At 69.3% G+C, this 23009-nt stretch carries 21 protein-coding genes, 1 pseudogene and 1 riboswitch; of the genes and pseudogenes, 10 read left to right on the top strand and 12 right to left on the bottom strand.

Annotated features, from left to right (window positions below; translation table 11 throughout):
* Nucleotides 1–66 precede the first annotated feature (66 nt).
* A complete protein-coding gene (locus QM806_RS33185; RefSeq protein ID WP_005570977.1) occupies nt 67–1386 on the top strand; it encodes a hypothetical protein in 1320 nt (439 codons plus the stop codon).
* Between the two features lie 75 nt (nt 1387–1461).
* Nucleotides 1462–2529: an alpha/beta fold hydrolase gene (locus QM806_RS33180; protein WP_005570976.1), complete on the top strand. Its 1068-nt coding sequence runs from the start codon at nt 1462–1464 to the stop codon at nt 2527–2529.
* Nucleotides 2530–2531: 2 nt separating this feature from the next.
* On the opposite strand, the gene QM806_RS33175 is transcribed toward QM806_RS33180, so the two are convergent.
* On the bottom strand, nt 2532–3242 hold the full coding sequence (locus QM806_RS33175) for a TetR/AcrR family transcriptional regulator (RefSeq protein WP_206032034.1): 711 nt from the start codon (nt 3240–3242) through the stop codon (nt 2532–2534).
* On the opposite strand from QM806_RS33175, the gene QM806_RS33170 reads away from it, so the two are divergent.
* The 3 genes from QM806_RS33170 (at nt 3235) to QM806_RS33160 (ending at nt 5508) form a co-directional block, all read left to right on the top strand.
* Nucleotides 3235–4326 (top strand): ABC-2 transporter permease, encoded by a 1092-nt coding sequence (locus QM806_RS33170; protein ID WP_120659841.1) that lies wholly within the window; start codon nt 3235–3237, stop codon nt 4324–4326. The two genes, QM806_RS33175 and QM806_RS33170, sit on opposite strands and share 8 nt — an antisense overlap.
* A 34-nt stretch (nt 4327–4360) precedes the next feature.
* The gene (locus tag QM806_RS33165) at nt 4361–4834 is read left to right on the top strand and encodes a YbaK/EbsC family protein (RefSeq protein WP_005570973.1); all 474 of its coding nucleotides are present in this window, start codon (nt 4361–4363) and stop codon (nt 4832–4834) included.
* A gap of 164 nt (nt 4835–4998) precedes the next feature.
* A complete protein-coding gene (locus QM806_RS33160) occupies nt 4999–5508 on the top strand; it encodes a flavin reductase family protein (RefSeq protein WP_337460066.1) in 510 nt (169 codons plus the stop codon).
* A 5-nt stretch (nt 5509–5513) separates the two neighbouring features.
* Here the strand turns inward: QM806_RS33160 and QM806_RS33155 are convergent, their stop codons facing one another.
* The 4 genes and pseudogenes from QM806_RS33155 to QM806_RS33145 form a co-directional block, all read right to left on the bottom strand.
* Nucleotides 5514–6140 carry an LLM class oxidoreductase gene (locus QM806_RS33155; RefSeq protein ID WP_065488905.1) on the bottom strand — a complete coding sequence of 209 codons (627 nt, stop codon included), beginning with the start codon at nt 6138–6140 and terminating at the stop codon, nt 5514–5516.
* 49 nt (nt 6141–6189) lie between these two features.
* Nucleotides 6190–6258: a putative leader peptide gene (locus QM806_RS41895; protein WP_369325290.1), complete on the bottom strand. Its 69-nt coding sequence runs from the start codon at nt 6256–6258 to the stop codon at nt 6190–6192.
* 28 nt (nt 6259–6286) lie between these two features.
* Nucleotides 6287–7582, bottom strand: coding sequence for an aminotransferase class V-fold PLP-dependent enzyme (locus QM806_RS33150; RefSeq protein ID WP_120659842.1), 1296 nt, complete (start codon nt 7580–7582; stop codon nt 6287–6289).
* A gap of 51 nt (nt 7583–7633) precedes the next feature.
* Nucleotides 7634–7748: riboswitch (SAM riboswitch) on the bottom strand.
* Nucleotides 7749–7828: 80 nt separating this feature from the next.
* Nucleotides 7829–8653, bottom strand: a pseudogene (locus QM806_RS33145) (Mce/MlaD family protein); the annotation flags it as partial.
* Nucleotides 8654–8671: 18 nt separating this feature from the next.
* Between QM806_RS33145 and QM806_RS33140 the strand changes: the two are divergent.
* The 3 genes from QM806_RS33140 to QM806_RS33130 are packed head-to-tail and all read left to right on the top strand — an operon-like array spanning nt 8672 to nt 11294.
* Nucleotides 8672–9271, top strand: a complete 600-nt coding sequence (locus tag QM806_RS33140) for a TetR/AcrR family transcriptional regulator (protein WP_283294165.1) — start codon at nt 8672–8674, stop codon at nt 9269–9271.
* Between the two features lie 2 nt (nt 9272–9273).
* The gene (locus tag QM806_RS33135) at nt 9274–10272 is read left to right on the top strand and encodes a nitrilase-related carbon-nitrogen hydrolase (RefSeq protein WP_283294135.1); all 999 of its coding nucleotides are present in this window, start codon (nt 9274–9276) and stop codon (nt 10270–10272) included.
* Nucleotides 10269–11294 carry an agmatine deiminase family protein gene (locus tag QM806_RS33130; RefSeq protein ID WP_283294134.1) on the top strand — a complete coding sequence of 342 codons (1026 nt, stop codon included), beginning with the start codon at nt 10269–10271 and terminating at the stop codon, nt 11292–11294. Before QM806_RS33135 ends, QM806_RS33130 begins: the two co-directional genes overlap by 4 nt.
* Here the strand turns inward: QM806_RS33130 and QM806_RS33125 are convergent.
* Both QM806_RS33125 and QM806_RS33120 read right to left on the bottom strand, forming a co-directional pair.
* Nucleotides 11291–12526 (bottom strand): RNA polymerase sigma factor, encoded by a 1236-nt coding sequence (locus QM806_RS33125; RefSeq protein WP_283294132.1) that lies wholly within the window; start codon nt 12524–12526, stop codon nt 11291–11293. The two genes, QM806_RS33130 and QM806_RS33125, sit on opposite strands and share 4 nt — an antisense overlap.
* On the bottom strand, nt 12526–13227 hold the full coding sequence (locus QM806_RS33120) for a YciI family protein (RefSeq protein WP_005570960.1): 702 nt from the start codon (nt 13225–13227) through the stop codon (nt 12526–12528). The genes QM806_RS33125 and QM806_RS33120 overlap by 1 nt, the downstream gene beginning before the upstream one ends.
* Nucleotides 13228–13445: 218 nt before the next feature.
* Here QM806_RS33120 and QM806_RS33115 point away from each other — a divergent pair, with 218 nt between their 5' ends.
* Together QM806_RS33115 and QM806_RS33110 are read left to right on the top strand one after the other, a co-directional pair.
* Nucleotides 13446–17336 carry a Pls/PosA family non-ribosomal peptide synthetase gene (locus QM806_RS33115; RefSeq protein WP_265146951.1) on the top strand — a complete coding sequence of 1297 codons (3891 nt, stop codon included), beginning with the start codon at nt 13446–13448 and terminating at the stop codon, nt 17334–17336.
* Nucleotides 17333–18649 (top strand): M1 family metallopeptidase, encoded by a 1317-nt coding sequence (locus QM806_RS33110; protein WP_283294129.1) that lies wholly within the window; start codon nt 17333–17335, stop codon nt 18647–18649. The genes QM806_RS33115 and QM806_RS33110 overlap by 4 nt, the downstream gene beginning before the upstream one ends.
* A 7-nt stretch (nt 18650–18656) precedes the next feature.
* Here the strand turns inward: QM806_RS33110 and QM806_RS33105 are convergent, their stop codons facing one another.
* From QM806_RS33105 to QM806_RS33085, 5 genes are read right to left on the bottom strand one after another with little or no spacing between them, the layout of a single operon-like run.
* The gene (locus tag QM806_RS33105) at nt 18657–19913 is read right to left on the bottom strand and encodes an MFS transporter (protein WP_283294127.1); all 1257 of its coding nucleotides are present in this window, start codon (nt 19911–19913) and stop codon (nt 18657–18659) included.
* Entirely contained in the window at nt 19910–20557 is a 648-nt protein-coding gene (locus tag QM806_RS33100) for a GntR family transcriptional regulator (protein ID WP_005262092.1), read from the bottom strand. The genes QM806_RS33105 and QM806_RS33100 overlap by 4 nt, the downstream gene beginning before the upstream one ends.
* A 40-nt stretch (nt 20558–20597) precedes the next feature.
* Nucleotides 20598–21038 carry a RidA family protein gene (locus QM806_RS33095; RefSeq protein ID WP_065488892.1) on the bottom strand — a complete coding sequence of 147 codons (441 nt, stop codon included), beginning with the start codon at nt 21036–21038 and terminating at the stop codon, nt 20598–20600.
* On the bottom strand, nt 21031–22623 hold the full coding sequence (locus QM806_RS33090; RefSeq protein ID WP_265146949.1) for a gamma-glutamyltransferase family protein: 1593 nt from the start codon (nt 22621–22623) through the stop codon (nt 21031–21033). The genes QM806_RS33095 and QM806_RS33090 overlap by 8 nt, the downstream gene beginning before the upstream one ends.
* Complete coding sequence (locus QM806_RS33085; protein WP_005262088.1) at nt 22620–22982, bottom strand: Rieske (2Fe-2S) protein; 363 nt, start codon at nt 22980–22982, stop codon at nt 22620–22622. Before QM806_RS33085 ends, QM806_RS33090 begins: the two co-directional genes overlap by 4 nt.
* Between the last annotated feature and the right edge of the window lie 27 nt (nt 22983–23009).

Genomic DNA, 23009 nt, shown 5'->3' with positions numbered 1-23009 from the left:
CCGCTCTTCGACGTCACGCGAAATACCCTGGAGGTCTCTGCACCGTCTTGTGAACGGACGGCCGCCATGACGCACCGGACGATCCCGGCCGGCGACGCCGTAGTCGTCGGCGCCGGAATGGGGGGACTGCTTGCCGCGGCGGCTCTCGCCGGAACGTTCCGGAGCGTCGTCGTCCTCGACCGCGACATCCTGCCCGACACGGCGACCGCGCGCAGGTGCGTGCCGCAGGCCCGGCACGTGCACGCCCTTCTCGCCGGCGGGCAGGCCGCGATGGAGGACCTCCTCCCGGGGTTCGCGTCCGAGCTCCTGGCCCTCGGCGCCACCGCGGGCGACGCGCTGGGCGACATCCGGTGGATCGTCGACGGACACCGGATGGCCCGCGAGATCAGTGGGGTCCCCGGCATTCTCGCGAGCAGACCGCTCGTCGAGTGGCAGATGCGCAGGCGGGTCGAGGCGCTGCCGAATGTGCGAATACTGGACCGTTCCGACGTCACGGGTCTCACCGTCGACGGCGGGCGGGTGACCGGCGTGACCGTGCAGCACCGCGGCGGCGTCCCGCCGGAGGTCGTCGGGACCGATCTCGTCGTGGACTCGTCCGGCCGCAGTTCGCAGACTGTCGCCCGGCTCGGCGAGCTGGGTTTCGCGCCGCCGGCCGAGTCGCAGCTGGCCGTGGACGTCAGCTACGCGACGAGGCACTTCCGGCTCGACCCGCCGCATCTGGACGGGGATTCCGGCATCGGGATGGCGCCGGGACCGTCCAGTCCGCGCAGCGGATTCATGGGCGTGCAGGAGAACGGCACCTGGATCGTCACTCTCGCCGGGTACGGGGACGATGTGCCGCCGCTGGATCCGGACGGCTTCCTCGACTTCGTGAAGTCGTTCCCCGCCCCGGACATGTACGAGGCACTGCGCACGGCCGAGCCGGTGGACGACGGGGTGCGTTACCGGATCCCGACGACCGTCCGGCGGCACTATTCCGCGGACGATCTGCCGTCGAATTATCTGCCGTTCGCGGACGCCATCTGCTCGTTCAACCCGATCTACGGCCAGGGCATGAGCGTCGCCGCGGTGGAGGCGACGATCCTGCGGGACTGCCTGCGGTCGGGGCGCGCGCATCTCGCTCACCGGTTCCTCCGCGGGGCGAACCGGTGTATCGATGCCGCGTGGACGCTCACCGTCGACAACGACCTCCGGATCCCGGCCGTGCCCGGTCGGCGGTCGGCGCGGGTGCGGTTGGTCAATGCGTACACGTCCCGGCTCGATCGGGCGGCGTCCGTCGACCCGGCCGTGGGGTCCGCGTTCCTCCGGGTGACGCATCTTCTCGACCGTCCGGGGACGCTGCTCCGGCCGGCGACGGTGTTGCGGGTTCTGCTTGCGTCCCGCTGACGGACGACCGCGAGATTACCTGTATGTTGACGTCACAGATACCTGGAGGATCTGCGCCGCCACGAGAGGAAATCCGTGCTCGACATCGCCTGGAACCCGACGCTGAACACGCTGACCCGCAACGCCTGGCGACTGTCCTTCGGCGGCGGAATCGCACCGGTCCAGCGAACCCCGTCGACGCGCATCCACGAGGCGCCCCATCAGGACCTGTACCGGTTCGACAGCACCGAGACCGACGGCGGCCGACCCGTCCTCCTCGTGCCCCCGCTCGCGGCGCCCGCACACTGCTTCGACCTCCGGCCGGGCCAGAGCCTGGCCGCGCACCTCGTCGGTTCGGGCAAGGCGGCGTATCTCGTCGACTACGGCACGATGGGCTACTCCGACCGCGGCCTGGGGTTCGAGGACTGGATCGACGACTTCATCCCGGCGGCGGTCGACCGCGTGTCCCGACTCCACGACGGTGCACCCGTCGACCTGATCGGCTGGAGCCTCGGGGGAACGATGTCGCTGCTCACGGCCGCGGGCCGGAACTATCTGCCGATCGGTTCGGTGACGGCGATCGGCACGCCGATCGACTACGAGTCGGTGACCATGATCGCGCCGCTGCGGATGGTCGGCCGGTTCACCGGCGACCGCCCCCTCACCACCGCGACGCGGGCGATGGGCGGACTGCCCGCGCCGCTGGTCCAGGCGAGCTACCGTTTCACGGCACTTCAGCGCGAGCTCACCAAGCCGTGGTTCATCGCCAGGAACCTGCACGACACCGAGACCCTGGCACGCATGGAGTCCATCGACCGGTTCATGGCCGACATGCCGGGTTATCCCGCGCGGTTCTTCCGCCAGGTCTGCACCGAGCTGATCCTCGGGAACGCGCTCGCCGCGGGGAGTTTCCAGACCCGGAACGGCGCGATCGCGCTGGCCGATCTCGCGGTGCCGGTTCTCGCGATCGGTGGCACCGAGGACGTCATCGCGCCGATCCCTTCGGTCCGGGCGGCGACGGACGTGCTCACCGGTTCTCCGTCGGTGCGGTTCGAGTCCGCGCCGGGCAGCCACCTCGGGCTCGTCGCGGGCCCGAAGGCCAAGGACTCCACGTGGGCCCACATCGACGGCTTCCTCGACGGGGTCGTCGCGCAGACCGCCTGAGATCAGGTCAGTCCGGCCCTGGCGACGGCGCCCGCGAACAGCGCGGTGACCGCGGCGCCCATCGTCGACTGATCCACTTCCTCGGGGTCGACGGAGTGTTCGAGCACGAGGCCGGAGATGAGGGCCATCAGCGAGATGGCCGTGGTGCGGACGTCGAACGTGTCGTCGACCCCCCACTCCCGCGCGCGCTCGCCGATCAATTCGACGAGCCTTCCCCGCAATTGCCGCCGCTCCCGCAGGTAGGCCTGGGCGATCTGCGGGTCGCGTGCGGCGAGCACACCGAATTCGAGCACCAGCAGTGACCAGCCCGGTTCGCGCACCATCCACGACGCGACGGCCTCGCCCCCTTTGCCCGCGGCGTCCGAGGGGTTCATGCCGGCGATCTCGGCGAGGACCCGTCCCGCCAGTTCGAGTGAGCGCGCCGCGAAGAGCTCGGCGAACAGGTCCTGCTTCGACTCGAAGTTCGAATAGACCGCCCCCTTGGTGAACCCCGCCCGGCGGGCCACCTCGGCGAGCCGGGCCGCGCTGAAGCCCCGTTCCGCGAATTCCTCCGCCGCCGCGTCGAGGAGGCGCTGACGCACGACATCACGACCGGGACGCGTCGTGGGCGCCCATTCGGTGTGACGACTGTCCCGTTGACGATCTTCAGTCACGATACCTAGGGTATTCAATACCCACGGTATTGACAAGGATCGAGGACGTCCGATGACCATGACCGACAGCGAATCCCCCACCCCGGCTCCCGTGCACCACGACAGTCCGGTGTCGAAGTACGGCGCGCCCAAGGTGATGGTCGCGCTGGTCTTCGGCGTTCTGCTCCTCCAACTCGGCTTCATCCTCAGCTACGTGGCCGCGTTCCATCAGCCCACGCCCCGCGACATCGAGATCGGTGTCGTCGCAGCGGAGGGACTGCCCGCAGGCACGGACGAGCAGGTCGCCGACCGGCTCGACGCGATCGACGGCAGACCGCTGCGCGCCCGTGTCGTCTCGGACACCGCGGAAGCCCGGCGGCTCCTCCACGACCGCGAGATCCAGGGCGCGTTCGTCATGAATCCCGTCGGCCCCGACACCCTGATCACCGCGAGCGCAGGCGGCAGCTCCGTCTCCAGCGCGCTCGAATCGGTCTTCACCCAGGTGGAGAACAGTCAGGGTCGCCAGTTCACGCTCCGCGACGAAATTCCGGTCGGCGTGCACGACAACCGCGGACTCTCCGGCTTCTATCTGGCGGTCGGCTGGGTGGTCGGCGGCTACCTGCTCGCGGCGGCGATCGGCCTGTTCATCGGCGCCCCGCGAACCCTGCGTCAGGCGTCCGCTCACACGGCTGTCCTGTTCGGGTACGCCGTGCTGTCCGGCGCCCTCGGCGCCCTGATCACCACTCACGTGCTCGGCACGTTCGCAGGACACTGGTTCCCGCTGTGGCTACTCGGAACAGGCGTCGTCTTCGGCACCGCCGTGTTCACGCTGGGGTTGCGCGCCTCGGTCGGCATCCTCGCCGTCCCCCTCGCGATCGCCGTCTTCGTCATTCTGGGCAATCCCAGCGCCGGCGGGGCGTTCGGTTCGAACGTCATCCCCGCCTTCTACGCGGCCATCGGACGCTGGATCACCCCGGGCGCCGGCACCGAGGGAATTCGCAGCATCGTGTACTTCGACGACGTGGGGCTGGGACAGCCCGCGCTCGCCCTCGCGCTCTACTCGGCGGTCGGGCTCGGACTGCTGTTCGGGTTCACCGCCCGGCCCCTCCGGAAGCCGGAATCGACTACGCCCCGTTCCGATGTCGTGTCGGACGACGCTTCTTGATGTCGTACCGGGGGAATGGACCTACTCTTGGTTCATGCCGACGCCCCTGCACCCCCACGCCGCGCATGTCGCCGAGACTCTGATCGCGCGAGGGCACCATGGGGTGATCGTGACCCAGCCCGACTCCACCCACTCCGCGGCCGAGGCGGCGGAGTCTCTGGGGGTCGATATCGGGGCCATCACCAAGTCGCTGGTGTTCCTCCTGGACGACGACCCGATCCTGCTCCTCGTGTCGGGGGCGCACGAGGTGGATCTGACGAACACGGGCAAACGACTGCAGGGAAATCTGACCCGGGCGCCCCTCGACATGGTTCGGATCGCCACCGGCCAGCCGATCGGGGGTATCGCGCCGCTCGGACATCCCACGAACCTTCCGACGTACGTCGACAACGCCCTGTCGGAGTACGCGGAACTGTGGGCGGCCGCCGGGCACCCGGACACGGTCTTCCGCACGTCGTTCTCGGAGTTGGTGCGGATCACCGCGGGTCTGGCGATCGACGTCGACTGAATCCCAGGCTGTTCACGCCCCTATAGTTGACGTCAGATCTCGTGAACGAGAATGACACAGTGCCCGCACGGGCCGACCCGGAGAATGATTTGTCCGACAGAGCCGAGAACGCCGAAACCGTCGATGGTTCGGACCTCCCCCGCGACCATCGACTCGCCCCCGGAATCTGCGCCGAGGATTACCGCGCAGCACTGCGTCGACACCCGGCGGGCGTCACCATCGTGACCCTCGATTCGGGGTCCGGCCCGGTCGGCTTCACGGCGTCCTCGTTCTCCTCGGTCTCACTGGACCCGCCGTTGGTGTCGTTCAACATCGCGAACACCTCCTCCAGCATCGATGCACTTCATTCCGCGGATTCGCTGGTGATCCACCTGCTCGGGGAACACCAGCAGCACCTGGCTCAGCGCTTCTCCCGAAGCGCCGACCAGCGGTTCGCCGACGAGTCGCTCTGGGCGCGACTCGACACCGGCGAACCGGTCCTCCACGGAACTCCCAGCTGGTTGCGGGTCATCGTGGACCAGCTGATTCCCGTCGGCGATCACACGCTCGTCATCGGCCTCGTCACCCGCGTCCATGCCGAGGCAGACGACGATTCCGCCTCGGCTCCCCTGCTGTACCACGAGGGCCGGTACTACCGGCCCACTCCGCTCGGTTCAGCGAACAACGGCAACTGATCTGGTCAGGATGCCAGTACCCGCTCGCGGAGGGGGAGGTCGAAACGACGCAGTGCTTCGTCGACGGCGGCGGCGGCGGTGACGAGACCTCGCTCCTCCAGCCACGGGAGGGTGCCGTCGACGAGCTGCTCCAGAACCCTGGGCAGCGACAGCGGCAGCACGGTCACACCGTCGGCGACGCCGGCCGCCTGGATGTCGGCGATGAGCCCGGCGAGGCCGACCGGAGTTCCGATGTACTGCAACGACACCGGAGCACGCGGTGCATCCAGTGCGCTGTCGAGGAGGGCCAGCTCCTTGCGCGCGGCGCGGGCCTCTCCGGCGATGAGGACCTCGAGGTCCACCAGGACGGTGACGCTGTCGGGGTCGCGACCGTCGGCGACGAGTTCGGCGCGGATCCGCGCGCGTTCCTGCTGCGCCTCACGCAGATCGGACGCCCGGATCCGGACGACGTTCGGCGGGAACGACGTGAGGTCGAGCTGATCCGTCGAGTCGGCGGTCAGGTCCACCCAGTAGTCCGCGCCGTTGATCGGCCGCGTGCCCGGGGCACCCTCGGCCGCCGGGTGATGGCCGGAGCCGGTCAGTTCGACGGCGACGCGAAGGGGACGGGATACGAAGGCATTGTCTCGAGACATAGGGGTTCCTCGGGAATGACGTGTGAATGAAACGGAGCTGGAAGAACGGTCAGCTCGAACACATACCCGAGGCGGTTCGGCACAGATCGACATGCCGACGGCACCAGTGAGCAATCATTGTGCTCCCAGCCTGCGATGCCATGCGGTCATACTAGCGCGTCTCGCGAAAAACGCGTCTCCGGCACCGGATTCCACTGGCCGCTCTCCTTGGCGTAGGTCCAGCTCCTGCGCCCCGCCACCAGCGTGCGCACCGCGTCGACCAGCCGATCCACGTCCCCGGAGCAGCTTCCGAGACCCACACTCACTCGCACGGCGCCGTCGGGCCGGCCGAGGCGTCCCAGCAGCGGATGGGCGCAGAACCGCCCGTCGCGAACTCCGATTCCGTGTTCGGCGGAGAGGTAGGCGGCGATCTCTCCGGGTTCGAACCCGTCGATCGTGAACGTCACGATCCCCACGGTGTCGGGGGCGTCCGACCACAGCCGCAGGAACTCCAGGCCGTCGACGGAGCCGAGGCCGTCGAGGAGGCGGCGGGTGAGCGCCGCCTCGTGTTCGGCCACCGTGCCGAAGTCCAGCTCGGACAGCGCATCGCACGCGGCGGCGAGCGCCGCCGTGCCGAGCACGTTGGGGGTTCCCGCCTCGTGCCGGGCAGGGGCGGGCGCCCACTGGGTGGATTCGACGGTCACGTTCCGGACCGCGCCGCCGCCTGCGAGGTAGGGCTCGGCGGCGTCGAGCCAGTCCCGGCGGCCGACCAGCACGCCGGCGCCGAAGGGTGCATACAGCTTGTGCCCGGAGAAGGCGAGGTAGTCGACGCCCCACTCCTCGACGTCGATGCGGCGGTGCGGCGCGAGCTGAGCGGCGTCGACGAGAATCCGTGCGCCGCAACGATGCGCCACCTCGGCGAGGGCTGCGATCGGCAGCACCTCGCCCGTCACGTTGGACGCTCCCGTCACCGCGAGCAGGGCGGTGGGCTTGGAGCACAGTTCGGCGACGAGCAGGCGGACGGTCTCGTCCAGCGTGTCCGCCGCCTGCACGACGCGAGAGTTCTTCCACGGCAGCAGGTTCGCGTGGTGCTCGATGTCGAGGACCACGGTGCTGCCGGGGACGCAGCCGGCGAGCAGATTCAGCGAGTCGGTCGTGTTCCGGGTGAAGACCACCACCTGGTCCTCGCCCGCTCCGACGAACCGGGCCACCGAGTCGCGGGCCTTCTCGTAGCACTCGGTCGACACCCGCGACGCGTAGCCGGCGCCGCGATGCACGCTGGAGTACGTCGGAAGCAGCGCCCCGATTCGATCGGTCACCTGCGCCAACGCCGGCGCACTGGCGGCGTAGTCGAAGTTGACGTACGCGCAGTCGCCACCTTGAACGAGCGGAACCCGCAGGTCGGAGCCCGAAACCTGGGCCAGGGGGGCAACACACACGTCAGCGGTCAATACAGCAGTCATCACGACATCCCTCGTAGTCAGGGACTCGTCGCAGGGTCGGTGCCCTCTCGGAGTCCGCGCTTGCCGGGTCCGGTATGGACCTCAGCCTGGTCGTCACCCGGAGCACCCCGCCGCGGTGGAGGGTTGCCGACCAGCAAGCCGGGGCTTGACGCTGGTACTCGTGACCTGTTTCGAAGATTGCAGGATCGACGCGCAGTTGTCAACCCGAAATCCGGGAGCGTCCGGGATCCGGGGTGAGAACTCGCGTCAGTTGGGGGTCACCCCGAGGAGCGGGGCGAGCTGATTGGCAATCGGGTTGAGGTCCAACTTGTTCGGATCCTTCTTGGGGGTGGAGTCCCACGGCTGTACGGTGGCGGGGTCTCCGAACACGATCCGGTTCGCGCTCCGGACACCGGTGAGACTGCCCTGCGGAGCTTCGCAGGATGCGGCGGTGTTCTGCGGGAAGTCCTGCTGCGTGTCGTCGAAGTTCGGGTCGTTCCGCTTCATCTCCTGGAGGATCGCCGGGGTACCCTCGTAGCCGACGGTGCACGACGGCGGATTGTTGGTCTCTGCCACCAGGCCCAGGTGAACGGTTCCGTCGTCGGGCGCAATGGTCGAAGACGCGGCCGCCACGCCGGGCAAATACACGAACAGCGTCTGCAGGGCGGTGGCCTGCACCGAGATCGCCTTCGCCGTGGCGGACAGGTTGGCGAGGTTCGTCGTGGCACCCGGCCCGGCCTCCGAGACGAGTTGCCCTAGTCGATCGCTCGCCGGATTTCCGTTGTCGATCAGCCGCCGGACGTCCGGGTCGCTGCTGCGCAGCCGATCCGCGAGCGAGTCCAGGTCGGCGCTGAAATCCTTGATCGCCGACGACTGTTCGGACTGCGTTCCCAAGACGGTGCGGCCGTCGCGCACCAAAGCCACTGTCCGATCGAGCGATTCGGCGCCCGACGCCGACAGCCCGGACAACGAATCCGCGAGCGACCGAAGGTCTTCGCCCTCGCCGTCGAACGCCGCCCCGAGCAATTCTTCGACGGGAACCGGCGTCGACGTGTCGGCGGCGGCGATACGGGATCCGTCCGTCAGGTACGGAGCGAGCGACGCGATGCGATTCTGAAGGCCAGCGCCACGGCCATTGCCCAACGAGGTATCCGCGGGCTTCGCGTCAACGATGTCGCGGAGGTCGCGGGCGTGTCGCCGGGACTGCTGTACTACCACTTCAAGGATCGCATCGGCCTCCTCGAGGCCGCCCTGAACCACATCAACGACCGTGCCCGCGCCTACCGCAGCGAGGGTGAGGGATCCGGCGACTCCGCTCGCGACCGGCTCACCCGCTCCCTCCTCGGCGAGATCCAGGACCGTCCCGAGGTCGTGGAGAACTCGTTGGCCTGGAACGAGTTACGCGCCTCCGCCGTGTACGAGGAGGCGCTGCGGGAGCCGCTCGCACGGACCACCGCGGCGTGGGTGTCGGAGATCGCCGACGCGATCACGCAGGCGCAGGTCACCGGCGAGATCTCCCGCTCGCTCGACCCCCAGGCCACCGCGGTCACGATGACCGCCCTCGTCGAGGGCCTGTCCGGGCGGTGGCTCTGCAAGGAGATCTCCACCGAGGACGCCCGCTCCCATCTGCTCGGCGCGATCGACGTCGTGATGTCCGAGCCCACCCCCCACACACCCGACACTCCCGTCACATCCAGACCGAAGGAATAACGATGACCATTCGCACGATCACCGCACTGCCCGCACCGTCCTCACCGGCGCGCTTCACCGAATCCGCCCGCACGCCGCTGCGGGTCGGGCTGGTGCAGCACCGCTGGCGTCCCGATGCGGACGCACTGCGCACCGAATTGACCGACGCGATCGGTGAGGCCGCCGCACTCGGCGCCGAGGTGGTGTTCCTGCCGGAACTCACGTTGTCGAAGTACCCCGCCGACACCCGCGCGACCGGGACCCCCGGCCGCGACGCCGAGAACCTCACGACCGGACCCACGTACAGTTTCGCGGCCGCCGCCGCTGCCCGGCACGGCGTCTGCGTCCACGCTTCCCTCTACGAACGAGCCGACGGCCCGGACGGTCTCGGTTTCAACACCGCCATCCTCGTCGCCCCCTCCGGCGAATTGCTCTCCCGCACCCGCAAGCTCCACATCCCCGTCAGCGCCGGCTACTACGAGGACACCTACTTCCGCGGCGGTCCCGCCGACGACGCCTACCCCGTCTACCGCCCGGCCGAACTGGGCGGTGCCGCACTCGGTTTGCCGACGTGCTGGGACGAGTGGTTCCCCGAAGTCGCGCGGATGTATTCGCTCGGCGGCGCCGAGATCCTCGTCTACCCCACGGCGATCGGGTCGGAGCCGAGCGCCCCGTCCTTCGACACCCAGCCGATCTGGCAGCACGTGATCGTCGGAAACGGCATCACCAATGGCACATTCATGGTGGTCCCGAACCGCTGCGGCAACGAGGGCGGCATCGACTTCTACGGTTCCTCGTTCATCTCCGACCCGTACGGCCGCGTGCTCGTGTCGGCTCCCCGCGACGAGGAGGCGGTCCTGGTGGCCGATCTCGACCTCGATCAGCGGAAGGACTGGCTCGATCTCTTCCCGTTCCTGACCACCCGCAGGCCGGACACCTACACCCGGCTGACGGATCCCGTGGACCACGAGCACCCCTACGGACTTCCGACGACGGTATCGGCCTCGGAGACCCGGTCATGACCTGGCGGATGCCGAGCGAGACCGAACCGCAGGAACGGGTGTGGATGGCGTTCCCGCCCCTCGGGGCCTCGATGACCGCGACCGCGGACGACGCGCACGAGGCGCGAACCGCGTGGACGGCAGTCGCCCACACGATCGCCGAATTCGAATCGGTCACCATGGTCGTCGATCCGGCGGATCGGGACGTCGCCCGGCAGTACCTGTCCGCGGACAGCGATGTGGTCGAGGCTCCCCTCGACGACGCCTGGATGCGCGACATCGGACCCACGTTCGTCCTCGACGAGGACGACCGACTCGGTGCCGTCGACTGGACGTTCAACGGCTGGGGACAACAGGAGTGGGCGACCTGGGATCGCGACCGGTCGATCGGCGCGGCCGTCACCCGGTGGTCCGGTGCGCGGCCGGTCCCGTCGACGATGGTCAACGAGGGCGGCGGGATCCAGGTCGACGGTCGCGGAACCGTGCTCGTCACCGAGACCGTGCAACTGGACCCGCTGCGCAACCCCGGCCTGGACGCGGCGGGAGTCGAGGCGGAACTCGCGCGCACGATCGGCGCCGAACACGTCGTCTGGCTCCCCCGCGGCCTCACGCGAGATTCCGAGAAGTTCGGCACCAAGGGGCACGTCGACATCGTCGCGGCGCTGCCCGCACCCGGGGTGGCCCTCGTGCACTCCCAGCGCGACCGATCCCACCCCGACCACGAGGTGTCCGCCGAGATCCTGAAAGTTCTGTCCGACAGCCGTGACCGTTCCGGTGCGCCGTGGCGGATCGTCGAGGTACCGGCCCCGACGGTCCTGCGTGACGAGGAGGGCTGGGTCGACTACAGCTACATCAATCATCTCGTCGTCAACGGCGGCGTCATCGCGTGTGGCTTCGACGACCCTCACGATGCCCTCGCCCGCGACATCCTGTCGAGCGTCTACCCCGGTCGCCGCGTCGTCACGGTCGATGCCCGGCAGATCTTCGCGCGGGGCGGCGGCATCCACTGCATCACCCAGCACCAGCCTCGCGGGCGGATCTAGCGGGCACTGTTCTCGCGGTCCACTTCCGCGAGCCGCCTCGCCAGGAATCGCCGGGTCGGTTCGTTCGCCGCCAGGCCGATCGCGGCGCGGTACTCCGCATTCGCCTCCGCGGGCCTGCCCGCTCGGCGCAGCAGGTCGGCGCGGGTCGCGTGCACGGTGTGCGTCCGCGCCAGTCTCGGCTCCCCGGCGAGTGCGTCCAACTCGGCGAGGCCGGCGTCGGGGCCGTCGCGGAAGCTCACTGCGACAGCGCGATTGAGACGGGCGGCGGGTGAGTTGCCGTACGTGCCGAGTTCGTCGTATCCGGCGACGACGGCGTTCCAATCGGTGGCCGTCCAGTTCGGCGCCGTCGCGTGGGCGGCCGCGATCGCGGCCTGCGCGCCGTACGGACCGCCTCCCCTGCGCCGTGCGGCCCGCAGGCACACGACGCCTTCCGCGATCTTCGCCCGGTCCCAGCGCCGACGGTCCTGCTCCTCGAGTGAGACGAGATCACCCGCGTCGTCCGTTCGCTGTGCTCGCCTGCTGTCGTGAAACAACATGAGCGCCATCAGTGCCCAGGCCTCACCCTCGTCCGGCATCAGCTCGCACAGCAACCGGCCGAGCCGCAGCGCCTCCTCGCAGAGTTCGTCGCGGATCGCGGTGTCGCCGGACGTCGCCGAATAGCCCTCGGTGAACACCAGATAGATGCAGGCGAGTACCTGCGGGGTGCGCTCGGGCAGCAGATGGTCGGGCGGGACCCGGAAGGGGATACCGGCCGTCCGGATCTTCGACTTCGCGCGGCTGAGCCGTTGGGACACGGTCGGTTCCGGGGCGAGGAACAACCGGGCGATCTCCGCGGGCCTCAGCCCGGCCACCAGGCGGAGAGTCAACGCGACCTGCGACTCCGGGGACAGCGCGGGATGGCAGCAGGTGAACATGAGCCGCAACTGGTCGTCACGCACCGGCCACACCTCTTCCTCGTCCGGAGGGGGAACGAGCCGCGCCGCATCGTGCTCCTTGTCGCCGCGCAACGATTCCCGGCGCAACCGGTCCAGTGCCCGGTTGCGGGCGACGGTCGTGATCCAGGCTCCCGGGTTCTCGGGCAGTCCCGCCTCCGGCCAGCTGCGGATCGCCTCGGCGAACGCCTCCTGCACCGCGTCTTCGGCGAGGGACAGGTCGCCGACCATCCGTGCCACGGTCGCCAGCGCCCGACCGGACTCCTTCCGGAAGACGCGGCTCAGCGTGTCGCCGTCCATTACTCGGCGTAGGCGACGATCTGCCGGAGTTCGACGCAGCCCTTCGGCGTCACCGGGATCTTCGCCGACAACGCGATCGCACTCTCCCGGTCGTCGGCTGCGAGCACGTACAGGCCGTTCGCGACCTCGGCTGTCTCGGCGAAGGGGCCGTCGGTGAGAAGGAGTTCCCCGTCGCGAACGCGGATCGTCGTCGCGGAGTCCGGCGGATAGAGGGCCCCGCCGCCACGCACCGCGGACCCGGCGAGCCGACCGAACTTCTCGTGCTCGGCCATTCCCTCGTCCCACTGGGGTGTGCCCGGCGCCACCGCCGCCGCCACCGGTTCGCGGAGCAGCGCCATCCAGCAGCCTGTCTGATCGGTCACGGGCATCCACTCGAACATCGGCCACAACTCGATGATCGCCTCGGGGATGTGCCGCGCCAGATTCAGCACCTCGTCCAGGTCCGGCCCCTCGAGGACGTAGAAACCACCGATCACCTCCGCGGTCTCCGCGAACGGACCGTCCGTGATCAGCGCACGGCCGCCCTCGTTCCGGATGGTGGCCGCCTCCGCGCTCGGATACAGGGCACCACCTCCGACGATCGCGGAGCCCGCTCTCTCCGTGAACGCCTGGTGGCGCGCAACGGCCACCGCGAACTCCGGACTATCCGGTGCCCATTCGGTGGCGTTCTTCTCGTCCGCCAGCAATGCCAGGTAGTACATGAGGTGATCCTTCCTCGAAAAGAAGGAACTCGGGTGCTCCTTCTGACCAGACGACGAAGAAGAGGGACGAACTTCGACACGTGCGGCGAGAGAACCGGCAACTGCGGGTGAAGAATGGACGACGAAGCCCTACGAACCACCAACTGTTCACCATCTGGCCACTTGATCGTGAGATAACGAGCCGTACGCATCACCACCCTCAGAGAAGGAATTCTGGATTGTCTCTCCAGTCGCCGACGGATTCGGACCTGTCGCTCCGTATACCCCGGGAATTCCTCCGCCGTGAATTCGCACCGGCGCCGCGCACTCTCGTCGACATCCTGTTCGCGACGGCCGAGGCGAACCCCGAAGCCCCGGCGATCGACGACGGCTCGACGTCGCTCACCTACCAGGAACTACTCGAGGAGATCCGGCAGACCGCGGAGGTCCTGGCCGAATCAGGAGTCGGGGCCGGCGATCGCGTCGGAATCCGAATGCCATCCGGATCCTGCTCGCTCTACGTCGCGATCCTCGCGACGCTCGCCGTCGGCGCCGCCTACGTGCCGGTCGACGCGGACGACCCCGAGGAACGCGCCGAACTCGTGTTCGGCGAGGCGCAGGTCCGGTGCGTGATGACCGGCACCGGGATCACCGCGGGTACCGCCCCCGACAGGGCCGAGTCGCCGAGCGCCCGTCCGCCGACCGTCGACGACGACGCCTGGATCATCTTCACCTCCGGTTCCACCGGCACCCCCAAGGGTGTCGCGGTGAACCATCGCAATGCGGCGGCGTTCGTGGATGCCGAAGCCCGGATGTTCCTTCAGGAAGACCCGATCCGGCCCGGCGATCGGGTGCTGGCCGGACTGTCGGTCGCGTTCGACGCGTCCTGCGAGGAGATGTGGCTCGCGTGGCGTCACGGCGCCTGCCTCGTTCCCGCGCCCCGGTCCCTGGTGCGCAGCGGCATGGACCTCGGCCCGTGGCTCGTCGCGCGCGATGTCAGCATCGTCTCGACGGTGCCGACCCTCGCGTCGCTGTGGCCCGCCGAGGCCCTCGAGGCCGTGCGCCTGCTGATCTTCGGCGGCGAGGCCTGCCCACCCGAACTGGCGGAGCGTCTCGCCGTCGACGGACGCGAGGTATGGAACACGTACGGGCCCACCGAGGCGACCGTCGTGGCGTGCGGCGCCCTGATGGACGGCAAGAGTCCGGTCAGTATCGGCCTCCCGCTCGACGGCTGGGACCTCGCGGTGGTCGACGCAACCGGTGAACCCGTCCCCGAGGGCGACGTGGGCGAACTGGTCATCGGCGGTGTCGGTCTGGCCCGGTACCTCGACCCGCAGAAGGACGCCGAGAAGTACGCACCGATGCCGACCCTCGGCTGGGATCGCGCCTACCGCAGTGGCGACCTCGTCCGCCTCGACCGACGCGGACTGCTGTTCCAGGGTCGCGCGGACGATCAGGTGAAGCTGGGCGGCAGGCGGATCGAACTGGGCGAGGTCGACAACGCCCTGCAGAACCTTCCCGGGGTCGGCGGCGCCGCCGCGGCCGTGCGCAGGACCGGAGCCGGTCACCAGATCCTCGTCGGCTACCTGGCCAGCACCAACCCCGACTTCGACCTCAAGGCGGCGCACACCGCGCTCACCGAGCAACTGCCGGCGGCGCTGGTCCCCCGGTTGGTCCTGGTCGACGAACTGCCCACCCGCACGTCCGGCAAGGTCGACCGGAACGCCCTGCCCTGGCCCCCGCCAGGTATCGACGACGCCGCGGAGAAACTGGGTCTCGAAGGCACGCAGGCCTGGGTCGCGGGGCTGTGGACGGCGATTCTCGGCGCCGAGATCACGGGCCCCGACGACGACTTCTTCGAGCTCGGCGGCGGATCCCTCTCGGCAGCCCAGCTGGTCACGGCGCTGCGCGAACGGTTCCCCGAAGTGACGGTCGCGCAACTCTACGACCATCCGCGGCTCGGTTCGCTCGCGGAATACCTCGACGAGCTGGCGCCGATCGACGCCGCCGAACCCCGCATCGTCACACCGACTCCGCGTCGGAGCCAGCTCGCGCAGATCGCGGCCACGGTTCCGCTCACCACGCTCACTGGCCTGCAGTGGGTCACGTGGCTGGCCATCGCGAACAACGCCTTCTCGTGGTTCACGACGGTGTCGTGGGCGCCCACGGTGTCGTGGTGGTGGATTCTGCTCGCGTTCTTCGCGTTCATCAGCCCGGTCGGCCGGATGGCGATCTCGGTGATCGGCTCACGGATCCTGCTGCGCGGACTCGAGCCCGGAACGTATCCCCGAGGCGGCAGCGAACACCTGCGACTGTGGGTGGCGCTACGCCTGACCGAGGCCAGCGGCGCCGCGAACCTGTCTGGCGCGCCGTGGATGCTCTACTACGCGCGGGCGCTGGGCGCCACGGTCGGCAAGGGTGTCGACCTGCACACGCTCCCGCCGGTCACCGGCATGCTCGAACTCGGCGACGGTTGCTCCATCGAACCCGAGGTCGACCTGTCCGGGCACTGGGTGGACGGCGACGTCGTCCACATCGGCTCCATCAAGATCGGTCCGGGTGCGTCGGTGGGCGCCCGCTCCACGCTGATTCCCGGCGCCACCATCGGGCGAAACGCCGAAGTCGAGGCCGGTTCCGCCGTGTTCGGACGCGTCAAGGCGAATCAGCACTGGGCCGGTTCACCGGCGGTCAAGGTCGGCAAGGCCGTCCACCCGTGGCCCGAGGAGACCCCTCGCCGCGCGGCCTACTGGGTTCCCGCGTTCGGCGTGACGTCGATGCTCATCGCCGGACTGCCGATCTTCGCCCTCGTCGCCGGCATCGTGGTCATCGGGTGGTGGATCCGCGACGCCGGCACGATCGGGTCCGCGGTACTCCAGTCGCTGGTGATCCTTCCCGTCGCGACGCTCGTCAGCCTCGCCGTATTCGCCCTCCTCACGGTCGTGTCCGTCCGGCTGCTGTCCATTGGGCTGCGTGAGGGCTACCACCCGGTCCGCAGTCGCATCGGCTGGCAGGTGTGGGCCACCGAACGACTCATGGACTCCGCCCGCACGTTCCTGTTCCCGCTGTATGCGAGCCTCCTGACGCCGGGATGGCTGCGGTTGCTCGGCGCCCGGATCGGCAAGAACGTCGAAGCGTCGACCGTCCTCATGCTTCCGAAGTTCACCACCGTGGCGGATGGCGCATTCCTCGCCGACGACACGATGATCGCGAGTTACGAACTCGGCGGCGGCTGGATGCACATCGAACACGCGAAGGTCGGCAAGCGCGCCTTCCTCGGCAACTCCGGGATGACCGGTCCGGGTCGGCGCGTGCCCAAGAACGGTCTCGTCGCTGTGCTCTCGGCCACGCCGTCGAAGGCGAAATCCGGTTCCTCCTGGCTGGGCAGTCCCCCGGTCCGTCTCCGCAGGGCGCCCGGCGACACCGACGCCTCCCGCACGTTCCGTCCCCCGGTCCGGCTCAAGATCGCCCGCGCGGTCGTGGAGACGTGCCGCCTCATCCCGGTGACGGTGACGTTCGGAATCGGCCTCGGTGTGCTGTTCGCGCTGCAGGTGATGGCTCACCACATCGGCTTCTGGCTCGCAGCGCTGGCCAGCGGTGTCGTCCTCCTCGTCGCGGGCGCGGTCGCCGGGCTGATCTCCGTGATCGCGAAGTGGCTGGTGGTGGGTCGGATCGGGAAGATCGAACACCCGCTGTGGAGTTCGTTCGTGTGGCGGAACGAGGTGTCAGACGCCTTCGTGGAGACCGTCGCCGCACCCTGGTTCGCCCGTGCCGCCACGGGCACCGCCGTCCTCAACGTCTGGTTGCGGGGTCTCGGAGCCACCATCGGCAAGGGTGTGTGGTGTGAAACCTATTGGCTCCCCGAGGCGGATCTCGTGACGCTGGGCGACGGCGCGACTGTGGAACGGGGGTGTGTCGTGCAGACTCACCTGTTCCATGATCGGATCATGTCCATGGACACCGTCATCCTCGGAGCCGGCGCCACCCTCGGCCCGCACTGTGTCGCGTTGCCCGCCGCCCGGATCGGCGAAGGCGCCACGGTCGGCCCGGCCTCACTCGTCATGCGCGGCGACACCGTGCCGCCGTCCACGCGGTGGCAGGGAAACCCGATCGCCCCCTGGGCGGCCACGTGAAGTCCGACAAGGGGATCGACGAGCCGGTCGACCCGTACCTCCCCCAGAACGGAAACCGCGGATACCGGGTGTCCCGGTACGAACTCGACCTCACCTACAAGGTTCACAGCAACCGGCTGGCAGGCAAGGCCACGATCACCGCGGTCACCACGGAGGCCCGCTCCCGGTTCGCCCTGGATCTGGCGTCCAACCTGCACGTCACGAAGGTCGCGGCCAACGGTTCCCGCAACACGAAGTGGTTGCACCGGAACGGCAAGCTGATCGTCACGCCCGCGCAGGCGATCCCCGCGGGCGGCGCCCTCGTGCTCACCGTCCAATACGGGGGTTCGCCGAAACCGATCCGCAGTGTGTGGGGTGAGGTCGGCTGGGAGGAGCTGTCCGAGGGCGCACTCGTCGCCAGTCAGCCCAACGGGGCGGCGTCCTGGTTCCCGTGCGACGACCACCCGAGTTCGAAGGCGAGTTACCGCATCGCGATCACGACCGATTCGCCGTATTTCACGGTGGCCAACGGTGCGCTGGTCAGCAAGCAGACCCGGGCCAGCCAGACGACGTGGGTGTACGAGCAGACCGAGCCGATGGCGAGCTACCTGGCCACCATCCAGATCGGACCGTACGAACGCCGGAGCCTCGGTTCCGGCGGTGTGCCCATGTTCGCCGTCCATCCGCCGCGGCTGCGTCCGACGTTCGACGTGGACTTCGGCCGGCAGCCTCAGATGATGGACGTGTTCTCCCGGTTGTTCGGCCCCTACCCGTTCGCCGACTACACGGTGGTCGTGACGGACGACGAGTTGGAGATCCCGCTCGAGGCGCAGGGACTGTCGATTTTCGGCGCCAACCATTGCACCGGCCGGCGCTGGTCCGAACGTCTGGTGGCGCACGAACTGGCCCATCAGTGGTTCGGCAACAGCCTGACGCTCGGCCAGTGGCGGGACATCTGGCTGCACGAAGGCTTCGCCTGTTACGCGGAGTGGATCTGGTCGGAGAATTCCGGTGGACATTCCGCGCACCAGCTCGCCCTGCAGGCGCATCAGGGCCTGGCCCGCAAGCCACAGGATCTGGTGATCGCCGATCCGGGACCGCAGCTGATGTTCGACGACCGCGTCTACAAGCGCGGCGCTCTCACACTCCACGCCTTGCGACGCCGGCTCGGCGACGACAAGTTCTTCGCGCTGCTGCGGCAGTGGACGCTGGCCCATCGCCACTCCACCGTCACGAGCGAGCAGTTCACCGACCTGGCCACCCACTACACCGACGAGCCGCTGCGCCGGCTGTGGGATTCCTGGCTCGGCGAGAAGACTCTGCCGCCGATGTGAGCTGCGCTCACTCCGGGTGCGGCAGGTGTGCGCGCCACTTCGTGAGGGCGAGCGCGAGACAGCCCGCGGCCGCGACCGCGCCGAAGACGAACATTCTCGGGTACGTCACCGCCGGGAACGTCTCGGACAGGTAGGCCATCACGGCGGGCGTCCCGAATCCCAGGTACGTGAGCGAGTAGAAGACCGCGGTCAGTCCGGCCAGGTCGTCCGGTCCCGCGATCCGCTGAATCTCCTGCAGTCCCGACACCATGGCCATGCCGTATCCGCAGCCGAGCACGACGGCGGCGGCGAGCGCCAGCGGAATGGTCAGCGCCGACGCGGCAACGGCGGCGACGCCCATTCCGGCGAGGACGACGACGAGTGACACCACGACGGCACGCGCGTTGCGGGGGGTGTCGATCTTGCGGCCGAGTGCCTGGATCGCGAATCCCGCCCCGAGGCCGACCATGCACATGAGCGCCGAGAACGCGAGCGGCAGCCCACCGGTGTTCCCGGACATCAGCGACGGCAGCACCGCGTAGGCGGCGGCCGCCGTACCGAACACCCAGGGGGCGAGCGGTGCGATCACGAACAGGAATCGCTTGTGGGCGGCGGACGGGATCGCGAGGTCGCGGGCGAGCGAGACACGTTCGGAGACCGGCTGGGCCGCCCGGGTCTCCGGGGCCCGCCACAGTGCGACGGCAGCGGCGACGGCGATCGCGCTGTGCACGACGTAGGACAGGACACTCGGCAGTGGCGCCCACTGCGCGAGGACGCCGGCGACGCCCGCGCCGAGGCCGAATCCGCCGGTCAGACTCATCGCTGCCCGTCGCGCACCGGCACCGTCCCTGGCCGCGGGATCCCACGGCGCGGAGGACAGTTCCTTCACCCAGCTGCCGCCGACGGCCATGCCGAGGCCGAGCGCCATACCGCACAGGACGCGGCCGACGATGAGCATCGCCGCGGAGTCGGCGCCGAGGGCCAGGAGCGTGGAACCGGCGATCGTCAGGAACGGTGCCGGGAGCAGGATCGGCCGCCGTCCCAGCCGGTCGGAGAGTGGTCCGCCGAGGAGCAGGGCGGGCACGATCCCGACAACGTAGGCGAACAGGAACAGATCGACCGTGACCGGCGAGAAGCCGTGATCGGCGCGGTACATGCCGAGCAGCGGCGTGAATTCGTTGCCGCCCCACGCGACCGCGAACATGGTCGCGGCCACCAGCAGCCACGCGCGCGGCGACGCGAGGGCCTCGGGCACCTCCATCGGGTATTCGCGGACGACGGTCATCGCGCAACTCCTCTCGGGTTGAGGGCGTGGACCTGGCGCATGTGGACGAGCACCGCGGCGTCGAACCCGGCGGCGTCACCCGCCTCGACGAGTTCGGTCAGCTGCTCGTGGTCGGCGATGATCCTGGGCAGCTGTCCCGGGTCACGGGTGATCGAGTGTGCCGTCATGCGGCGCTGACGCTCGCGGATGCTGGAGTAGAACGTCGCGAGCAGCGGATTCTCGCCCGCCTCGACGATCATCCGATGGAAGTCGGCGTCGGCGGCGCTGAAGGCGGCGACGTCGCCGCGCTCGGCGATCTCCCGCTGCTCCACGAGGTTCTCGCGCAGGCGGGCGACGAGGAGTTCGCGGGCGTGGGGCTGGTCGGCCAGCACCCGGACGCTGTGCGTCTCGACGAGCTGGCGGGCGTCGACCACGTGTTCCGCCTCGCCGTCCGCGACGGGCACGATGAGCGCGCCCCGCTTCGGGTACAGCCGCATCCAGCCCTCGGACTCGAGCCGGAGAAAGGCTTCGCGCACCGGGGTACGGCTGAGCCCCATGCGTCCGGCGATCTCGCCCTCGCTGATCAGCTCACCGCCGGGCAGACCGCCCGACAGGATGAGCTCCTTGACCTCGCGATAGGCCTGCTCCGCGGCGGAATACAACATAGACACAAGATGTATTTATACTCCGGAGCCGGGTGCGGGTCTATGCGCGGACAGCCACTGTGAGCTCTATCTCCACGGGGGCGCCGGACGGCAGGGCGTACACGCCGATCGCGCTGCGCACCGGCAGCGCGTCGAGTCCGAGGCATTCGACCAGCACGTCGGACGCGCCGTCGGCCACCGCGGACAGTTCGCGGAAGTCCGGAGTACACGCGACGAAGACGCTCATGCGAAGGCACCGGGAGATGGCCGCCGTTCCGCCGACAGCCGCGGCGACGGCGGCGATCGCGTTTCTCGCCGCGACCCCGGCCGCCTCCCGGGCCCGCGGGATGTTCAGGTCCCGTCCGACGATGCCGGTAACCGTCAGCACCCCGTCGCGGCGTGGCGTCATGCCGGCGCTGTACGCGATCCCGTCGTGCACGACGGCGGGAATGTAGCGGCCCTGTGGCCGCGGGGCCGCGGCGACGGATTCCAGCTCAGACACCGAGTGCTATTCCTTCCTGGCGGGGGTCGGCGGCGCCGGACAGCAGGCCGCGCGCTGCGTCGAGGGTGATGATCTGCGCGCTTCCACCGGCGGCCCACGGACCCTGCAGGGCGACGTCGTGACCCAGGCGCTCCAACTCGGTGCGCACCTCCTCCGGAATGCGGGACTCGCAACGCAGTTCCGCCGGGCGACCGACCACATCGGCGTCACTGCCGGGGAAGACGGTGAAGCGGGGTGCCGCGACGGCCTCCGCCGGGTCGAGCCCGTGATCGAGCAGGTGCGAGATCAGTTGCATGTTCCATTGCACCTGCCCGTCCCCGCCCGGGGTGTTTCCGACGTGCAGGAGATTCCCGGATGCATCGGTGATCACCCACGCGTTGAGGGTGTGCAGCGGTTTACGCCGCGGCGCCGCGGCGTTGGGGTGCCCCGGGATCAGATAGGCGCCGCGGCCGTATCGGTTGTTCAGCACCACTCCGGTGCCGGGGACGGTCATCTTGGCGCCGAACGTGAAGGCGAGCGAGTGGATGAAGCTGACGGCGCGTCCGTCGGAGTCCACCGCGACGGTCGAGGTGGTGTCTCCGGCGCTGACGCTGAAGGCGCCCGACGACGCCCGACGGCCGTCCAGCCGGTCCCTCGCCGCTCCGATCGCGGCCGGCTCGAGCACGTCCTTCCACCCGTCGTTGCCGGCACCGCACGTCGCGAACCGATCCTCGAAGGCCAGACGGGCCGCTCTCGCCATGCGATCGACGGCCGGAGCGGTGAGCCACGGGGAGAAGCCGACGACGCCGTCGTTCAGCGCCGCCTGCTGGAGCACCATCCATCCGGGGGTGGGCAGGGGTGTCTGGTGAACGACAGCACCGGCGTAGTTTCCGCTGATCGCGGCCTCCGGTCGCACGTCGGCGCCTGCCGCCCACTCGTCCCCGCCGAACGGCGCCCCACCGGCGCGGAGTGCCTCGACAGCCTGCCGCGCGAACGAACCGGTGTAGAAACCGTGCACGTCGCGCGCGAGCGCACGAATGGACCGGGCGAGGTCGCGTTGCGGCAGCAGCTCCCCGACCTGCGGCAACCGTCCGCCGGGGAGATACACCGCACGCAGTCCGGGGTCGGCGGCAATCGCGGTGTGCGCTTCTCGAACGTCGTCCCGAGTCTTGGCCGAGCAGGGAAGCCCCTTCTCCGCTGCGCGCACCGCCGGTGCCCAGAGGTCCGTCAGCGAGCGCGTGGCGCCACCCGCGTGCAACGCGCCGAGGGCGGCCGGCGCCCCGGGAACCGCCACCGCCAGTGCCCCGTCGAGGGGAATCGACCGCAGCCCCCGTTCGGTGTAGAAGTCCACGTCACCGCCGTCGGGCCCGAAGCCGCTGCCCCCGACCGTCCATACCGATCCGTCCGGTTCGCGGACGACGGCGAACGCGTCACCGCCGATCCCGCATTGCCCCGGCAACGTCAGCCAGGTCATCGCGGCCATGGCCAGCGTCGCGTCGATGGCGTTGCCTCCGTCGGCTAGTACGCGGGCACCTACGGTGCTCGCCGCGGGATGACTGGACGAGACCATGCCGTCGGCGGAGAGGGTGGACGGTCGAGGGTTCACTTCATGCACCCCCGCGCGGCCCGCCGGCGCGGGATGGAACTGGTGTCGTCGGGGTCGATGCCGACGAAGATCTCGCCGTCACGTTCCTCGACCGGGTAGGTCTTGATCGCCACCGTCGCCGGTGGGCACACGGGTTCCCCGGTCTCCAGATCGAATACGCTTCCGTGGCAGGAGCATCCGATGCCGTCGTCGACGAGTTTCCCGGACGAGAGCAGGCAGTCCAGGTGCGTGCAGTAGTTGGAGGTTGCGTAGGCCTTCCCGTTCAGGCGGGCCACGGCGAATTCGTGGTCGCCGGCGAAGAAGCGGCGCACGATGCCTTCGGAAACCTGTCCGGAGCGCGCAACGCGAGTGAATTCCATGGTCTTCTCCCTCTGTCGACAGGTAGG

The organism is Rhodococcus sp. IEGM 1351 (genome assembly GCF_030056875.1).
GTDB classification, from domain to species: Bacteria; Actinomycetota; Actinomycetes; order Mycobacteriales; family Mycobacteriaceae; genus Rhodococcus_F; species Rhodococcus_F opacus.
The sequence above is the reverse complement of the archived record's forward strand: the minus strand, read 5'-3'. Positions and strand labels throughout refer to the sequence as shown.